At 65.4% G+C, this 14469-nt stretch carries 14 protein-coding genes and 1 pseudogene; 5 read left to right on the forward strand and 10 right to left on the reverse strand.

The window, feature by feature from the left end:
- Nucleotides 1–383 precede the first annotated feature (383 nt).
- Nucleotides 384–809 carry a VOC family protein gene (locus FHS22_RS22960; protein WP_221473999.1) on the forward strand — a complete coding sequence of 142 codons (426 nt, stop codon included), beginning with the start codon at nt 384–386 and terminating at the stop codon, nt 807–809.
- A gap of 109 nt (nt 810–918) precedes the next feature.
- Nucleotides 919–1107, forward strand: a complete 189-nt coding sequence (locus FHS22_RS38285) for an OmpA family protein (protein ID WP_260408181.1) — start codon at nt 919–921, stop codon at nt 1105–1107.
- Nucleotides 1108–1150: 43 nt separating this feature from the next.
- Here FHS22_RS38285 and FHS22_RS22970 read toward each other — a convergent pair whose 3' ends face one another.
- Nucleotides 1151–1984, reverse strand: coding sequence for an NAD(P)H-binding protein (locus tag FHS22_RS22970; RefSeq protein WP_184944691.1), 834 nt, complete (start codon nt 1982–1984; stop codon nt 1151–1153).
- A gap of 123 nt (nt 1985–2107) precedes the next feature.
- Here FHS22_RS22970 and FHS22_RS22975 point away from each other — a divergent pair.
- A pseudogene (locus FHS22_RS22975) lies at nt 2108–3109 on the forward strand (AraC family transcriptional regulator); the annotation flags it as partial.
- Nucleotides 3110–3216: 107 nt separating this feature from the next.
- Here the strand turns inward: FHS22_RS22975 and FHS22_RS22980 are convergent.
- The 3 genes from FHS22_RS22980 to FHS22_RS22990 all read right to left on the reverse strand — a co-directional run bounded on the left by FHS22_RS22980 (nt 3217) and on the right by FHS22_RS22990 (nt 4528).
- Nucleotides 3217–3606, reverse strand: a complete 390-nt coding sequence (locus tag FHS22_RS22980) for a hypothetical protein (RefSeq protein ID WP_184944694.1) — start codon at nt 3604–3606, stop codon at nt 3217–3219.
- Between the two features lie 179 nt (nt 3607–3785).
- Nucleotides 3786–4244: an ATP-binding protein gene (locus FHS22_RS22985; RefSeq protein WP_184944696.1), complete on the reverse strand. Its 459-nt coding sequence runs from the start codon at nt 4242–4244 to the stop codon at nt 3786–3788.
- Nucleotides 4241–4528: a hypothetical protein gene (locus FHS22_RS22990; protein ID WP_184944698.1), complete on the reverse strand. Its 288-nt coding sequence runs from the start codon at nt 4526–4528 to the stop codon at nt 4241–4243. Before FHS22_RS22990 ends, FHS22_RS22985 begins: the two co-directional genes overlap by 4 nt.
- A 198-nt stretch (nt 4529–4726) precedes the next feature.
- Between FHS22_RS22990 and FHS22_RS22995 the strand changes: the two genes are divergently transcribed.
- Both FHS22_RS22995 and FHS22_RS23000 read left to right on the forward strand, forming a co-directional pair.
- A complete protein-coding gene (locus tag FHS22_RS22995) occupies nt 4727–5575 on the forward strand; it encodes a helix-turn-helix domain-containing protein (RefSeq protein ID WP_184944786.1) in 849 nt (282 codons plus the stop codon).
- 30 nt (nt 5576–5605) lie between these two features.
- Nucleotides 5606–5827, forward strand: coding sequence for a DUF397 domain-containing protein (locus FHS22_RS23000; protein ID WP_184944700.1), 222 nt, complete (start codon nt 5606–5608; stop codon nt 5825–5827).
- A 20-nt stretch (nt 5828–5847) separates the two neighbouring features.
- Here FHS22_RS23000 and FHS22_RS23005 read toward each other — a convergent pair whose 3' ends face one another.
- The 6 genes from FHS22_RS23005 to FHS22_RS23030 form a co-directional block, all read right to left on the reverse strand.
- Nucleotides 5848–7203 (reverse strand): DNA cytosine methyltransferase, encoded by a 1356-nt coding sequence (locus FHS22_RS23005; RefSeq protein WP_184944702.1) that lies wholly within the window; start codon nt 7201–7203, stop codon nt 5848–5850.
- Nucleotides 7204–7436: 233 nt separating this feature from the next.
- The gene (locus FHS22_RS23010; protein WP_184944703.1) at nt 7437–8186 is read right to left on the reverse strand and encodes a DUF6339 family protein; all 750 of its coding nucleotides are present in this window, start codon (nt 8184–8186) and stop codon (nt 7437–7439) included.
- Complete coding sequence (locus FHS22_RS23015) at nt 8183–9007, reverse strand: hypothetical protein (RefSeq protein ID WP_184944705.1); 825 nt, start codon at nt 9005–9007, stop codon at nt 8183–8185. Before FHS22_RS23015 ends, FHS22_RS23010 begins: the two co-directional genes overlap by 4 nt.
- A gap of 52 nt (nt 9008–9059) precedes the next feature.
- Nucleotides 9060–10931 carry a hypothetical protein gene (locus FHS22_RS23020; protein WP_184944707.1) on the reverse strand — a complete coding sequence of 624 codons (1872 nt, stop codon included), beginning with the start codon at nt 10929–10931 and terminating at the stop codon, nt 9060–9062.
- Nucleotides 10928–11914 carry a PD-(D/E)XK motif protein gene (locus tag FHS22_RS23025; protein ID WP_184944709.1) on the reverse strand — a complete coding sequence of 329 codons (987 nt, stop codon included), beginning with the start codon at nt 11912–11914 and terminating at the stop codon, nt 10928–10930. Before FHS22_RS23025 ends, FHS22_RS23020 begins: the two co-directional genes overlap by 4 nt.
- On the reverse strand, nt 11911–14469 hold the full coding sequence (locus tag FHS22_RS23030; protein ID WP_184944711.1) for a Z1 domain-containing protein: 2559 nt from the start codon (nt 14467–14469) through the stop codon (nt 11911–11913). Before FHS22_RS23030 ends, FHS22_RS23025 begins: the two co-directional genes overlap by 4 nt.

Below are 14469 nucleotides of genomic sequence, written 5' to 3' on the forward strand. Positions count from 1 at the left end.
ATTCCGATATATCCGCCGGAATCGGGAGCTCTGCAGCTGGCGCCGGGTCAGGCCCGCGGCCCTGGCATCCTCGGTGCGGAAGGGGCCCTGGCGCAACGCTTCGGGGAGCACGAGCCGTAGCCTCCCATCTCGCTCCGGCACGCAGGCGGAAACCGGAAAAGCCATGGTCGTTTGGCCAGAAGTGCACGCTCTCGAGCGCTCTCCGACGTGCACTTCTGGCCAAACGACCATGGGAGGTGCGCTCGGTCCTGCCAGGCGGATCCACCGGTTCCAGTACGGCGGAGCCTTGAGCCAGGGAGGATGGTGAGAACAGCCCGGCAACTCCGCCTCAGGGGCGGCCGCGGCCGTATCACACGAAGGAGACCGGCATGACGATCCAGCGCATGGACAACGTCCTCATCGTCGTCGACGACCTTGACGCAGTCATCTCGTTCTTCGTCGAACTCGGCATGGAGCTGGAGGGCAAGATGCCGATCGAGGGGCGCTGGGTGGAGCGGGTCATCGGGATCGACGACGTCCGGCAGGACATCGCGATGCTGCGCACCCCGGACGGTCACGGCCGGATCGAGCTGGCGATGTTCCATACGCCGAAGGCGATCAGCGCCGAGCCGAAGGACGCACCGGCGAACACGCTGGGCATTCGCCGCATCATGTTCGCCGTCGACGACATCGAGGACGTCGTCGCCCGCCTGCGCACCCACGGCGCCGAACTCGTCGGTGAGCTGGCGCAGTACGAGGACGTCTACCGGCTCTGCTACGTCCGCGGCCCCGAAGGCATCATCGTCGGACTGGCCCAACAGCTCAGCTGAAGGCTCCGGCGGCACAGGACGGCTGACTGATTACCGGAGGTGACGAGTAGCAGCGCGTTCGTCGGTCAGTTCGGACAGCACTCAGGCTAGGTGAGGGCCCGGAACCCCGGTGAGAAATGACAGCGCCCCCGCCTGCCGCCAGGCACCTGCCGTCGACCAGGGCCAGCCCGCGCCCGCCGTCGCAGTCGGGGGTCGCGGCGCGGCCGACGCCGTCGCGCCCAACACCGCCCCCGACGGCGAGGACAACCCCGAGGGCCGGGCCAGGAACCGCCGGGTGGAGATCGGCTTCTCCGGCTGAGGGCCGACGGCCCCCGCCGGGGCCGGTCCGGGGGGACCGGCCGTCAGGACCACGCGCCCCCGGCCGCGGCCCGGGCGGCGTAGGCCTCGAAGGCGGCCGGTTCCCGGCCGAGCACCTGCCGCACCCCGTCGGCGACCTCGGCGGTGTGCCCGGCGCGGTGCACCGCGAACAGCGCCCCGAGCATCCGGACGGCGTCCTCCGGGTAACCCGCGGCGAGCAGCTCCCCGCGGTACTCCTCCGGGGTCAGCTCCACGTACTCGATCCTCCGGCCCGCCGCCCGGGCGATCGTCCCGGCCGCCTCCGCGAAGGTCAGCCCGCGCGGCCCGGACAGCTCGTACACCCGCCCGGCGTGGCCGTCCCGTGTCAGCAGGGCCGCGGCCACCTCGGCCACGTCCTCGGCGTCGACGAACGGCTCGGGCACGTCCCCGATCGGCAGGGCCAGCCGGCCGGCCCGCAGCGGCTCCCGCCACAGGTCCTCGTCGAAGTTCTGGTCGAAGTTGTTCGGCTGGATGATCGTCCACTCCACGCCGGACTCGCGTACGGCCCGCTCCGCGGCGACCATGCCCTGGCCGAAGTCGTCGGTCACGTGCTCGATGCCCCGCCCGGACAGCGCCACGAACCGGCCCACCCCCGAGGCGACCGCCTGCTTGACGAAGTCGTGGACGGGGGCGGGGTCGTCCGGCGCGACGAGGTACACCGCCGAGGCGCCCTCCAGCGCGGGGCCCCAGGTGTCCGGCCGGAACCAGTCGAAACCCACCTCGGCCGAGCGGGAGGCGGCCCGCACCGCCTCGCCCGCCGCGCGCAGCCGCCGCACCAGCCGGCGCCCGGTCTTGCCGGTGGCGCCCAGGACGAGGATCTGATCCGCATGTGTCGTCATGTCCCGCAGTCAACCGGCCGGCGCCGGGGGCGGGACATGGCCGTCCGTACGGCGTGCATGCGCGATCGTCCGGCCCGTGCCGCGGGCGCGCCGTACCGCGGCACGCGGACATATCGTGGCGCCATGGACCCGTTCGACGATCTGCTCCGGGGAGTGCGCGCCGACGGCGCCGTCTTCGGCCGGTCGGTGCTCTCGCCGCCGTGGGCACTGCGCTTCACCGACGGCCCGTCCATGACGCTGTGCGTGCCGCTCCGGGGGGAGGGATGGATCACCCACCCGGGAGAGAACGGCAGGGCGCACGCCGTACGGCTGGGCGAGGTGGCGATCGTGCGCGGACCGGAGCCGTTCGTGTTCGCCGACGAGCCCGGTGCGGCCGCGCGGCCGCACCCGCCGCTCGACGTCCGCTGCGGCGCGGCGAGGGCCGGATCGCACACCGGGGACGCGGGCGGCCCGGACGGGCGCCGGGGGCGGGACGGACGGGGAGAGCCGGGCGGCCCCGGCGAGCTGGACGGCCGCACGGTGCTGATGGCCGGGGCGTACCACGTCCGGGGCGAGGCGCCGAGGCGGCTGCTGCGCGTGCTGCCGCCGGTGCTCGTCGTGGCGGACCACCACGACTGCGCTCCGCTGCGCGACTACTTCGAGACGCAGCTCGCCGGGGAGCGGCCGGGCCGGCAGATCGTGCTGGACCGCCTGCTGGACTGGCTGCTGGTCTGCACGCTGCGGGAGTGGTTCGACCGGCCCGAGTCCGTCCCGCCCGCCTGGTACCGGGCGCTCGGCGACGACGTGGCGGGACCGGTGCTGCGCGCCATGCACGAGGCCCCGGACCGGCCGTGGACCCTCACCTCCCTGGCCGCGGAGGCCGGTGTCTCCCGGACCACGCTGGCCAAGCGCTTCACCGAGCTGGTGGGCGAGCCGCCGCTGGCCTACCTGACGGAGTGGCGGATGGCGCTCGCCGCCGACCTGCTCGCCGAACCGGCCACGACGGTCACCTCGGTGGCCCGCCGGGTCGGGTACGCCGACGCGTTCGGCTTCAGCACGGCCTTCAAGCGGGTCCGGGGAACGAGCCCCAGCGCGTACCGCAAGGAGGTCGCGACCGCCGGGCCGTACCGGGAGGAGCCGCCGGGGCCCGGGACGTACCGGGAGGAGAGCCGCAGGCCCGAGGCGACGGCCGCACCCGGAGACCGCGGGGCCTCCGTCTCCCGGGCGCTCCGGTCACCGCACCGGGCCGGGATCTAGCGGCGCCCGTCCAGCAGCTCCTTGATCAGCTCCAGGACCCCGCGGTCGCGGCCGTCCGGGAGATCGGGCTCCTCCCAGCGGTAGCGGCGGTCGGCCCCGTCCCCGCAGTTGCGGTCGTCGACGACCGGGTGCGTGCCGTCGGCCTGCCGTGAACTCGTGTCCACACACCGGGAGCTCCCCTCGTCGGAGGACGGAGAGGGCAGGCGCACCCCCCGCAGGGAGGTTCCCAGCACGGCGGCCATGACGACGAACAGGAGCAGCAGCAGGAGGCGGCGGACCCAGCGGTTCATCGGCGGGCCCGGTGGCGGCGGCGGGTCGTCGGCGGGGTTGCGGAGCCTCCTGGGAACGAAGGGCTCGTCCTCCGTCCCGCTCGGGGACACGGTCATGGCTCCTCCTCCGGTGTCCTGACCCGGGGCGGTGGGCGTCCCGGCAGGGCCCCAGCCTGGTGCGGATCGCTTGTAGATCACTTGCCTCCGGCTGGGACGCTCCTCCCGTCCGGCCCGGCGGGAGCCGGTCGCACACTGCGGACTCCGCCGCGGCCGGGAGCGCATCCGATGTCCAGGGCTCAGCCGTCCTCGACCTGGAACCAGACGGCGGTGCCGGTCTCCTCGTCGTGGTGGACGCTCCACCTCGCGGCCAGCAGGTCCACCAGGGCCAGGCCGCGCCCGCTCTCGCCGTCGGGCGCGGCGGCGCGGAGGAAGGGCATGGTGGTCGCCGAGCCGTCGTCGATCACCTCGACGTGGGCCAGACCGTCGAGCGCGCCCAGGTAGACGGTCACCGACCCGCCCGGGAGGCGACCGGAGTCGGAGTGCACCACGGAGTTGGTGAAGACCTCGCTGAGCAGGAGCAGCGCGACGTCGAGGGTGTCACCGGACACCCGTCCGGCCAGTTGCTCCCGCGCCCACGCGCGGGCCTCCGACACGGAGGCGGGGACGCCGGGGAACTCGCGGTTCCGGAGCTGGTCGAGTACGGCGTAGCGCGCCTGCCGGGGCCCGTCCCGGTGGGTTCGCTGCGGCGCGCTCACGCGATCGCCTCCGCGACGATGATGTCGGCCGCGTTGTCCGCCTCGGCGCAGACCCACTCGCCCCGCCACCGGATCCCCGCCCACCACGGCCGCCAGGTGAACACCCACTCGCGGCTCCGCCGTACGGCCATGACACGCAGCCGCGTCCGGCCCGCCTGCATGACTTCCAGCACCGGCGGACCGGTGACGGGGAGGACGAGCGAGGTGCAGACCCCGAGGTTGCGCAGATCCCACCCCAGTCGCAGCAGGTGGATGAACTGCGCCTGCGGATTGTGTGGCTTCATCGTCTGGCCCTTCGTGACGGATGAGGCTCCTCCTGCAGTTCTCAAGGTCTGATCCTGACGCAGGGTGACGAGCCGTACGCTTGGAGCATGCATGAGCAATCGCGTTCACGCAATTGCGTTCACGCGAAAACTTCAGACCGATTGCGTTTGCGCAGGCTGAAGGGCTTTGCCAAGCTGGGGGCCAACAGGAGGGTGAGGATGCCCATCAGTCCTACGGCTCGACGGCGTCGGCTCGGGATCGAACTGCGACGCCTGCGGGAAGCTTCCGGTCTCAATGGGACGGAGGTGGCCGCCACTCTGGGATGGTCCGCGACCAAAGTCTCCCGCATAGAGACCGGGCGGGTGAGCGTCCACCACGGGGATGTCAGCGACCTGCTCGACCACTACAAGGTCACCGACGACGCGCTCCGGCGGGAGCTGGTCGCACTGGCGAGGGAGTCCCGGCAGAAGGGCTGGTGGCACCGTCACCGGGACACCATGAAGGCCGGCTTCGACTCCTACATCGGATTCGAAGCCGACGCGGCGGTAGTCCGGACGTACGAGGTCCAGGTCGTTCCCGGCCTGCTGCAGACCGAGGCGTACGCGCGGGCGGTGATCGAGGCGACGGCCATGCGTCCCAGTGCGGGCCACATGGAGAAGAAAATCGGTGTGCGCCTCGCTCGCCAGCAGTTGCTCGCTCGGGATGACCCGATCCGCCTGCACGTGGTGCTCGATGAGGCGGCTCTGGTGCGCGAGGTGGGAGGCCCAGAAACGATGAACGGCCAGCTCGCCTCTCTGCTCCGATGGAGCGAACTGCCGAACGTCACAATCCAGGTGCTGCCCTTCCGGAGCGGGGCCCATCCGGCGATGGATGGCCCGTTCGTCCTCCTGGAGTTTCCCGATCCGGCGGATCCCGACCTCGTCTACCTCGAACAGGCCACCAGCGGCCTGATCCTCGAAGACCTCGACGAGCTCGCGAAGTACGCGCAGATGTTCGAGAACCTGACCAATCGGGCACTTACCGCAGAGGAGTCGGTTACCCTCATCTCCTCCATGATCAGCTCATAGCCTCGGGCTCGTCGAGAAGGGAGTCGCGGGATGGCCTCGAACGCAGACTGGTCCCGTGCCGAGTGGCGCAAGAGCAGTTACAGCACCGACGGCGGCAACTGTGTCGAGGTGGCTGACAACTTTCCCGGCGTTGTGGCCCTCCGTGACAGCAAGGATCCTCATAGTCCGATTCTGATTTTCACGCCGGAACAGTGGCGAGCCTTCACCTCTGGTATTAAGCTCGGCGATCTGGACGACATTTCCGCAGAGTAATCATAAATTATTCGTCGAGATCATCCTCGTAGAAAATTATAGATTGCCTCGGCAATGGCGCGGCCGAGCGGAATCGGGACAGCATTTCCGATTTGCTTTGCGATCTCGACTTTCGATCCACACCACCTGAACTCAACGGGAAATCCCTGGATGCGCGCAGCTTCGTAGTGAGTAATTGGGCGATGATCAGTGGGGTGCAAATATCGTCCTTTTTCAGGCTTAAAGAATTCGGTTCTGATGGTGACCGACGGTTCGCCGAGGCGGAGTCGCCCCATGACATCACCTGCACCTGTCTTGTGATTATCCCAGCTCACAGTAGACAGGTATTCGATGGGCGTACTCACCCCTTCAGGATCGGGTTTTTCAAAAATCCGGATGCTGCCGTCTCCATCAGATGTGTACCACTTGCCGCGTAGATCGTTCCGATTCCCGCCACCGGGGATCGCCCGATAACGGGCCTGGGAAAGAAGTTCAGGATTGCGGCCGATATGAAGTTCTCGAGTTGCGAATATGCCTGGAACGTAATCGTCGATCTCGGAGAAGCGTACGCGACGAGACGGGAGTTCGGTTCCTTGAACATGCATGGATTTCGATTCGATGAAAACACTGTCAACGGGAAGCCAGTGATTCGGTTGCGAGGAATCATTAAAAAGGTGCTGATCGCCAGGATGTCCTCTCTTTGCCTTAGGCTTGGGGCGCGGTGCGTGGGATGCGGCCGGATAGTGAAATTCCTTTTCGTCGCAGACATCCATGCGTACGCCGATGACCATGGCGCGTCGCCGTGCTTGAATTGCGCCGTAGTCGGCGGAATTCAACAAATATCGATTACTTGATTTTGCCGGCGAGTCGTTCGGCTCTCCCTTTGGAGGGGTTGCCAGGCGGTAATTTTGAAGAAGTCCCCCCGGCTGGACTATCTTGAGTAGATTTTGGAATTCTTCCGACTTCAAGAACCGATCGACGTTCTCGATAACGAAAATCTTCGGTCTAATTTCGGCAACAATCCGAACGAATTCTTCCCATAGCCGATTGCGCTCTAGGCCGAATTTTTTTCGGTTCAGCGCAGAAAATCCTTGACAGGGAGGCCCCCCGATGATCACTTCTGCACGAAGATCTTCCTCGGTGGGTTCCCACTTCTCGATATCCCCGACGTGGATTCGTGTGTCGGGCCCAACCGGATTGGTGCGAAGGCTGCCGAAGTTGGCAGCATATGTGGCTGCTGCGGCGGGGTTGTTCTCCACCGCCGTAATGCTTCGGAAAACTGGACCGAGACTTTCCGTACCATCAGGACGAAACTCATGGAATCCCTGGGTGAAGCCGCCGCAGCCAGCGAAGAGGTCGACGACTGTGATGGGAACAGGGGTTCCAGTACTGTGCATGGGGTGATTTTAGCCGCGAAGGGCGGTTGCGACGCTACGGTCGGCTGCAGTCGCAAACGATGCCTGTGTTGCATGACCTATCGGCGGTAGGCACGGGCCTTGCTGCCATAGGTGATCCAGCTGTCTGGAGCCGACTGGATCATCGTAGCCTGACGAACGTCGAGCCTGAGGTGGTCTTCAGCCAGGAAGATCTTGATCCATGAGCGTCGACTGTTGTTCCACATCGCCCCAGATCAGCCTTGGGCTTCTCTCGGGGGCGCCGGTACGCCGGCTCTCAGACGTGTGACCGTCTCGTTCGTCAGTGCATGACATAGGTCTCGGACCTGCTGGTCGGAGAGGGCTCGTATGTCCAGAAACGCTAGGTATCGACGCAACCGGAGTGTGACATCGCGGATCACCAACCTGCGAGGAATGTCTGCGTTGAGTCCGGTGATAGCCCGAGCGATCTCTCGTACAAGACGGGGATCACCGCCGATGCTGCGGCGTTCCAGAAGCTGGTTGAGATCGCTCTCACTCAGCACGGCCAGGATGTGCTCGTGGCCAGTGAACACCACAGCCTGCCACCAGAGCCGGGCCCATGTGTGCCGAGTGAGGTCAGTTGCGATCCATCGTTCCTTGTTGTCCGGCCCGAAGCGCCACATGGTCACGTGAGGAAGGATCACGAGCGAGAGGAAGGACCAGAGATCTCGGTTACCGGCTTCCGCCCATGACAGATCCAGCTGATCACGAATCACCTTGGCCGCCTCTCGGTCGAAGGCGACACGCGCATCGGGGCCGGCTGGCTTCGGAAAGCCGTGTTCCCCGGCCAGAGTCGAAATTACGTTACTCAACTCCCGTACTCGCTTTTCCGACACACGCCCCCCCACAGGAGCCCAGGTCTGGTCCGGGTGGCTCTCCCGTGGGGCAGGAGGTCGCCCTGCGGCGAGCTCGGCGTACATGACTGCGCCCACAACTGCGGGAAGGTGCGGCCACAGTTCGCTCACTCGAAGATCCGTCCTCTGCCGAGATTCCTGACCGCACCTGAGACCTGGGTCCTGAACTCCGCAAGCTCCGCTGGCGATGGAGGCGTGGTGATCGACAACGGCGACGCGGCGATAGTTCTCGCCAGGACGTCGCCGACGCTGTCCGGTGGCCATTCCTCGCGCTCGGAGAGTTCGGAGCGGAGGTGCAGGGCGAGCTCCAGCAGCAACGTGGCGATGCCTGCCTGCAGTTCATCGAGCAGAACCTGCTGCCGCTTGTCCTTGACTCCCCGGGCGACTGCTGCGCTCAATTCGCGATCGCGTTTATTGATGAGCACGCGGAAGGTTCCGTAGAAGGGTGCGATCAGGTCCGTGCTTGTCTCCAAATGCCAGCTGGCAGTGGGCGAGAGCCGTGTGTGCGAGAAGTCGATCTCATGCACTGGGAACATAGTGGATACGTTCTCCAGCACCACCCGCTGAACGTGTTCCGCGAGTACTGACCCGGGGACCGCAGCCACGCCCAGTCCCCGTCCACCAGAAGGGTGAACCAGACTGATGGTGCTCCGGAGCGTCAAAACGCCGGACAGGCGTTCACCGACGAGAGTCGCGTTGACGACGGCCGCGCCGTTCGGATCGAACCTCACCGGAGGCGCGGCCTCCGTCATATCGGTGGTCGAACTGGTCCAGGAGACGGTCAGGGCGACGTCTGCGAGATCGAGCCCCGTCTCCTGGATGAAACGCGTGACATGGACCTGTACACGTCGTGCGGCCCGCAGGTCCGTGCCCGGATCCCAACCGTCGACCGCGTCCGGCATCGGTCTCCATTCTTCCGCGTCGAGCAGCATCCATGGGTCCCACGAGACGGTGCCCGTACGGGGTACCAGGTAGGGGAGGACGTCAGCCGGCATCGGACGTCCCCTGGCTTACGCGGAAGCGCACGACGGCGTCCGGTACGTGTGTGGCGTAGACGTACCAGTCCGATTCCTCTCCGGCGGGCACTTGGACGTTCTTTCCTCGCATTACGACGTCTCCAGCGGCCGACTGCCATTGCATGATCTGCGGTACGGCGGCACCCAGCGGAGGCTCACTTTCGCGGCCACCTCCTTCCACGACGACCTCGACGTCTGCGGACAGGACTCTCACGACGCCCGCTGCAGGGACCTTGACGGTGGCGACCAGGTATGGGCGCCCCTGATGAACCTGCAACATCGGTGCTCCGACCAACCGAGGCTTCCCTCCGTGCCGCAATGTCGTACCGCCGTCTGAGCCGCCACCGCCATCGATGCCGATTCCCCCTCTGCCGGTGACCTCGCCGCCGTGATCTGGCTTGCTGATCCGCTCACCGTTCAACCGTGCGGGGACGACGCCAGCAAGCAGTGCCGACAGCTGCCCCAGACCTTGGCCCCCAGGACCGCCCGCCTGAGGGCCAAGGCCGAGCCATTCTTCCAACCGCTTCTGCAGGAAGGTTCGTGCTCCCTGTACGACCCCTCGTGCGGTTCCGCTTAGACCTTTGGCGACCCAGTCGTCATGTGTCGGCGGTTCGGCGGATGCGAACAGCGCGTCGGCGTCCTCAGAGGCCTTGAACACGCCGCCGTAGGCCAGACGCGGGTCGGGATGGAGCGGACCTGGCAGGTAGTCCACCACGAGCTCGGCGACGCGCATGCGAGCGACGTGATGGGAAGGTCCCTCGAAGGGCTTTGCCGCCCCGATCAGGAGACGGGTGCTCCCACTGTCGATGGCGCTCAGGGCCATTGCGAAGGAACCCGCGTGCTTGGGCGGGACGGTGCGTGAGAACGCGGTACCCGTGCCCGCCCGGATCTCTTGAAGAGCCTCGACGAAGGGTGCCAGCTCGTCGAATTCGACAGGTGCAGGAACAGGCACCCCGGGTCCGCCGGCGCCCACGACGAAGCGCATGTGTCGCCCATGCTCGTCCGGGACCATCTTCGGCCACAGGTTCCACAGGATTGAGGATGCGATGAAGGTCGCGGCTTCCTGGGGTGTGCGGTCACGTGCGTTCGGCTCAGGCCGGGTGGGTCCCAGGTCGGCGGCCAGGATCACGATGTCCGTGCCAGTGCGGCCGTCCGCGAATCCTGGCAACTTCAGGACCTTCGAAATTTCGTTCGCTTGTACGGCGAGGACCGGGTCGGGCACATCGTCTGCTGCCACGAGCCCCCACCAGTGGCGACCGGTGAAACGGCGGTCGCCGAGATACCAACTGTGTCCGAGCGCGGCACCCATCAATCGACGACCGGTGGGATCATCTGCGGCCGTGTGAGTATCTACGAGAATCGCACCAGCTCGACTGAGTTGATAGAAGATGCCCTTCCCGAATCCGTACGTACCCCCGCCGAACTGATGATCGCTCGGTTCTCCGACGTTCCGAAGAAACTGCACGAAGTCCGATGTCTCCTCGCCGCGTGCCCGCTCACTGGCGCGGAGCGGACCGCCCAGCCCTCTGGTGTTCCGATCGGAGACCACCAGCACGATGGATTCGGGATGAAGAGCCCTATCGAGGTCAACGTTCGACTCGCTCGATGGTTCGGGCAGCAGCAATTCACGCCATGCGCCGACATCGTCACCGAGGACACGGATATCGACACGGAACTCCACCACGCCGTCAGATAGGTGTGCATCCCAACTGTTCTGCGCCGCTTCTCGTACCAGGACAGTCAGCGGATCAAGCGCAGGTCGCCCCAACTGCTTGACGATGCCTTCCGCTGCGGCTGAACCTTCCGGTGCGAACGGCTGCGACCACCAGCGAATACTCAACGAACGGCCTCCTCGGCGATCTCGTCCAACGACGCCCCGGTGCTAAACGGAAGCAACGCGGCGAGATCAACCTTGTAACTGAGGTTTCCGATGCCATTCGAAAGCGAACCTGCAACGAGGGACGACGGGACGAGGCGGGGTGTGTCGAAGTCGACGACGAGCCTACGTACCTCGCCGATCGTGAACGTGTCGGGGTCGGGTCGGTCGGGTTGGTCCGACCACCCCGCCGCCGACAAGCGCGCACGGAGATCCGCTCGCGATGCTACCCTGCCGCGGAGTCGGTCGACGAGGTCGTTCACAGTCCGCCCGTCGGGGTCTTCCACCACATTCAAAAGTATGAGGTCCAACGGTCGCCCGTCGTGAGTGTTCAGCTGCTCCAATCCATGGACGATGATGCTGTCGCTTATGGCACTCAGGCCCTTTACCTCAATACAACGAGTGGCTGCTTCAAAGTCGTGCGGCTCATTAAGCGGTCCTCGCCATGAATCCACAGGAAACGTGGGGTTCGCCTCGACGAGAGATAAAAGAACGGTGATTTCCGCGAAGAGGCCCAGCTTAGCCTGACGTGATAGACCGCGAAGCAGACTGCTCCGGAAGAGCCTTCGCCATCGCGTGACGGCACCGATTGCCGCCGACGCCGGCCGTTGCGATCCTGAAACAGCCTCCAACACGTCGATCATGACCTCATCGAACTCCGGGAAGAGATCCGACTCGGCACACGACACATCGACGTAGGTGGCGGCAGGACCTCCGAAGTGCAGTTTGCGAATAGCCATTCCGAGCACCGCTGGCCTGGGGTCGACGGACACGGTCTCGTCGCCGACGGGAACAAGGAGATGACGAGTGCCCGCGCCGTCGAGCGCCACGCGGCATGGCTGCGCACCGCAGATGACTTCCAAAGGGAAGGAGGCAAGCTCCTTCGCGCGCGGCGGCATCAGAACCGCCCACGCACGCTCCAACATGGTCGGTTCGATCTCCGTCACGCCATCTCCTCGGTGTCGACGTCGAGAGCCTCGTCGACGTTTTCGCTCTCGACGTCGGTGAGATCCACCGCGACATGGGTGGCTTTGACGGTCTTGGTCTGTACATCTCCGGGGAAGGTGATGCCCATACCGACCACTGCCCGCGCCGCACCGAGCGCAGTGCGCAGCTGACGTGCCGTGTCAGTGCCCTGCTTCGGGTTGACGGGCTCACTCGTCGGCTCGATCAGGTAAAGGACGACCAGGCCCCGGTCACGGCAAACGGGATCGTTGTTGCGTAGTGCGACGAGTTCGTCCTCACTCTTCGCCCTCGCTTCCGCGGTTGTCAGACCAAGATCGAGCGCCCGGTCCTGTTTGCTCATCAGTGTCTTGATGTCGGCTCGCTCGGCTTGACCGTCGTTCAGCCGAGACCGGATCGAGTAATTGATGCCTAGGCCACCCAGAGTCGCAGCTCCACCCTCTCCGATGACGATGGCGACAGACCATGTCGCTAGGCTCGGCGGATCACTGGTGAGCTGTCGGTCGATGTACTTGACCATAAGTTCCGGCTCCAGATCCGGTGAGTCCTCGTGTATCTGGTAGCGCGTGAGGAAGGTCTTCACGAGCGACACGGGGACATCTCGAATCAGCCGGGCCCCACCCACGTCCTCGAGTCGACCGTGCCGGACTGCCTCCTGGACCAGATTCTCCGCTGCCTGACGGTTGCCGTCCAGCCACTCGGAATCCCTGTGTCTGAAGTACCGGGTCTGCAATCGACGTCCGGCGTAGGAGATGAAAGCCGGTTGGGCAGCCCCCATTTTGGCTGTGATCCGCAGGGATGGATGCGTTCGGATCCTCACCGCTACCTGGGTCGGTGTCAGATTCTCCCGCTGATAACGATCGATGTCGTCCCGCATCTCGTGTTCGACGGTAGCGAGGTGCCGGAACGCTGCGGAGAGACTCGGTGTCATCCAGATCCTCGGCAGATCCTCAAACCCGGTTCTGTACCCGAACCAGCGGCCCATCTGAAGCAGAGTGTCGTAGGCCGTCGCCCCTCTGACGAAGAAACTGACGACGAGTCCCTCCAGGGTCAATCCTCGAGAAAGAGTGTTCCCCCCTACGGCGATGGCAACCACCGAGGGATCGGAGTAGTCGAGTCGGTCCTGGCTCCGGTAGTTGTCAAGGACGACGCGCGTGGCGGCAATAACCTCGTTCAGGTGCGGCAGTACGTCATCGAATGAGTTCTGTTCCCGTTTGAAGTCCTCCGCCGGCACTCGTGAAGATTCCTTCTCCCACAGGTTGCGCCACTCGTCGAGAATCTCGAAATTGCCGGAGGCAAGTCCGTCCATGGCCTTCCGTCGTAGCGCTTCCAAAGGTGCTTTGTAGCTCTCGTGAACCGCGATCTTGACGGACGTGTGAATGAGCATTGTGCTGTGGCCGATGTCACCGCGCGCCCGGCGAGCTGCTGTGGCCAGCCAGAACCAATGGACGGCCGCCACCAGCTCGTCGATCATGGTGGGGGCGAACCCGTCTGCCGATTCCTTGCTCCCAGGACGCAGTAGAGGGACATCATCCTCTGCGACGAGACGGACCATGTCATAACCGTCCGGAGGTCCCTGCTCATCGGCCGTCTCCCACTCGACCGCGTCACGGCCGAAAATCTTCTCGGGGCCGAAGTATCCGTCGGGACGCGGCAGATTAAGAATGAATGACTTCGGATACAGGTCGTCCTGTGTGGGATCCACGAAGACGTTGGCGAAAGGTGTTGCGGTGTATCCGACATACGTGCACCGGGGCATCAGCCCCAAGAGCCTTCGGATGAGTGGGTTGATCCGACCTGTGGCTACCGAGGCCTGATCCGCCTCGTCGTCGATAATCAATACCGGCGCGGACTCGAGCGCTTTGCGGCCGTTGGGTGTGTCCAGCCACTTGATGAGCTTGCCCAACACGGCGGCGTTCTTCTTGACCACTGCCAAGACTGTCTTTTCCGGACTGAGTGCGGCTGAGGCGTCGTGCGACGGTTTGACGAAGTCGCGGGACTCCTCGGTCAGTGTCACCCAACGATCGGGGTTGAGGTCCTTCAGGTACTGATCCAGGCGCACCTGAGTCTGGCGGCGCAGTCCATTGTGGATGCCGGAGAGCACGATGACGAGGCGATACTGCACATCCGCCAGCTTTGCGATGACGGCGGTGAAGTTGGTGGTCTTCCCGCTCTGCACGTAACCGACGACGAGTCCCTTCGCGTCCCATTTGGAACGGTCCGGTCGGGGGGTATGGGCGACGACGGTGCTGGACGAATGGTCCACGGAGGCAATCCGCTCGTCCGGCCACTCTTCAGTGCTGAAGCGATCCTTCAACGCCAACCAGTAGCGGTCGGACTCCCCTGGTCCGCTGTACCAGTCATCCGATCCGGCCGTGATGATGGGTGGGCCGCCAGCCTGTACCTTCGCCTTGTCTGTCTCGAACTGACGTCGGAATTTATCGACGAGAGCTTCCGGCAACGACTCCGAAAAGCTGGCCGCAGCCGCCTCGACGCCGTTTCGCCTGGCCCAGTCCGCGAAGACGGTGTACAGGCTCAA

Source organism: Thiemannella venezuelensis (assembly GCF_014203605.1).
Lineage (GTDB): Bacteria > Actinomycetota > Actinomycetes > Streptosporangiales > Streptosporangiaceae > Planomonospora_A > Planomonospora_A venezuelensis.

Excerpts from the sequence above, each read along its gene's own strand:
- FHS22_RS22960 (WP_221473999.1), top strand. The coding sequence starts at position 384 with ATGGACAACGTCCTCATCGTCGTCGACGACCTTGACGCAGTCATCTCG.
- FHS22_RS22995 (WP_184944786.1), top strand. The coding sequence starts at position 4,727 with ATGCCCATCAGTCCTACGGCTCGACGGCGTCGGCTCGGGATCGAACTG.
- FHS22_RS22990 (WP_184944698.1), bottom strand. The coding sequence starts at position 4,528 with ATGAAGCCACACAATCCGCAGGCGCAGTTCATCCACCTGCTGCGACTG.
- FHS22_RS22980 (WP_184944694.1), bottom strand. The coding sequence starts at position 3,606 with ATGACCGTGTCCCCGAGCGGGACGGAGGACGAGCCCTTCGTTCCCAGG.
- FHS22_RS23015 (WP_184944705.1), bottom strand. The coding sequence starts at position 9,007 with ATGCTGCTCGACGCGGAAGAATGGAGACCGATGCCGGACGCGGTCGAC.
- FHS22_RS22970 (WP_184944691.1), bottom strand. The coding sequence starts at position 1,984 with ATGACGACACATGCGGATCAGATCCTCGTCCTGGGCGCCACCGGCAAG.
- FHS22_RS23005 (WP_184944702.1), bottom strand. The coding sequence starts at position 7,203 with ATGCACAGTACTGGAACCCCTGTTCCCATCACAGTCGTCGACCTCTTC.
- FHS22_RS23000 (WP_184944700.1), top strand. The coding sequence starts at position 5,606 with ATGGCCTCGAACGCAGACTGGTCCCGTGCCGAGTGGCGCAAGAGCAGT.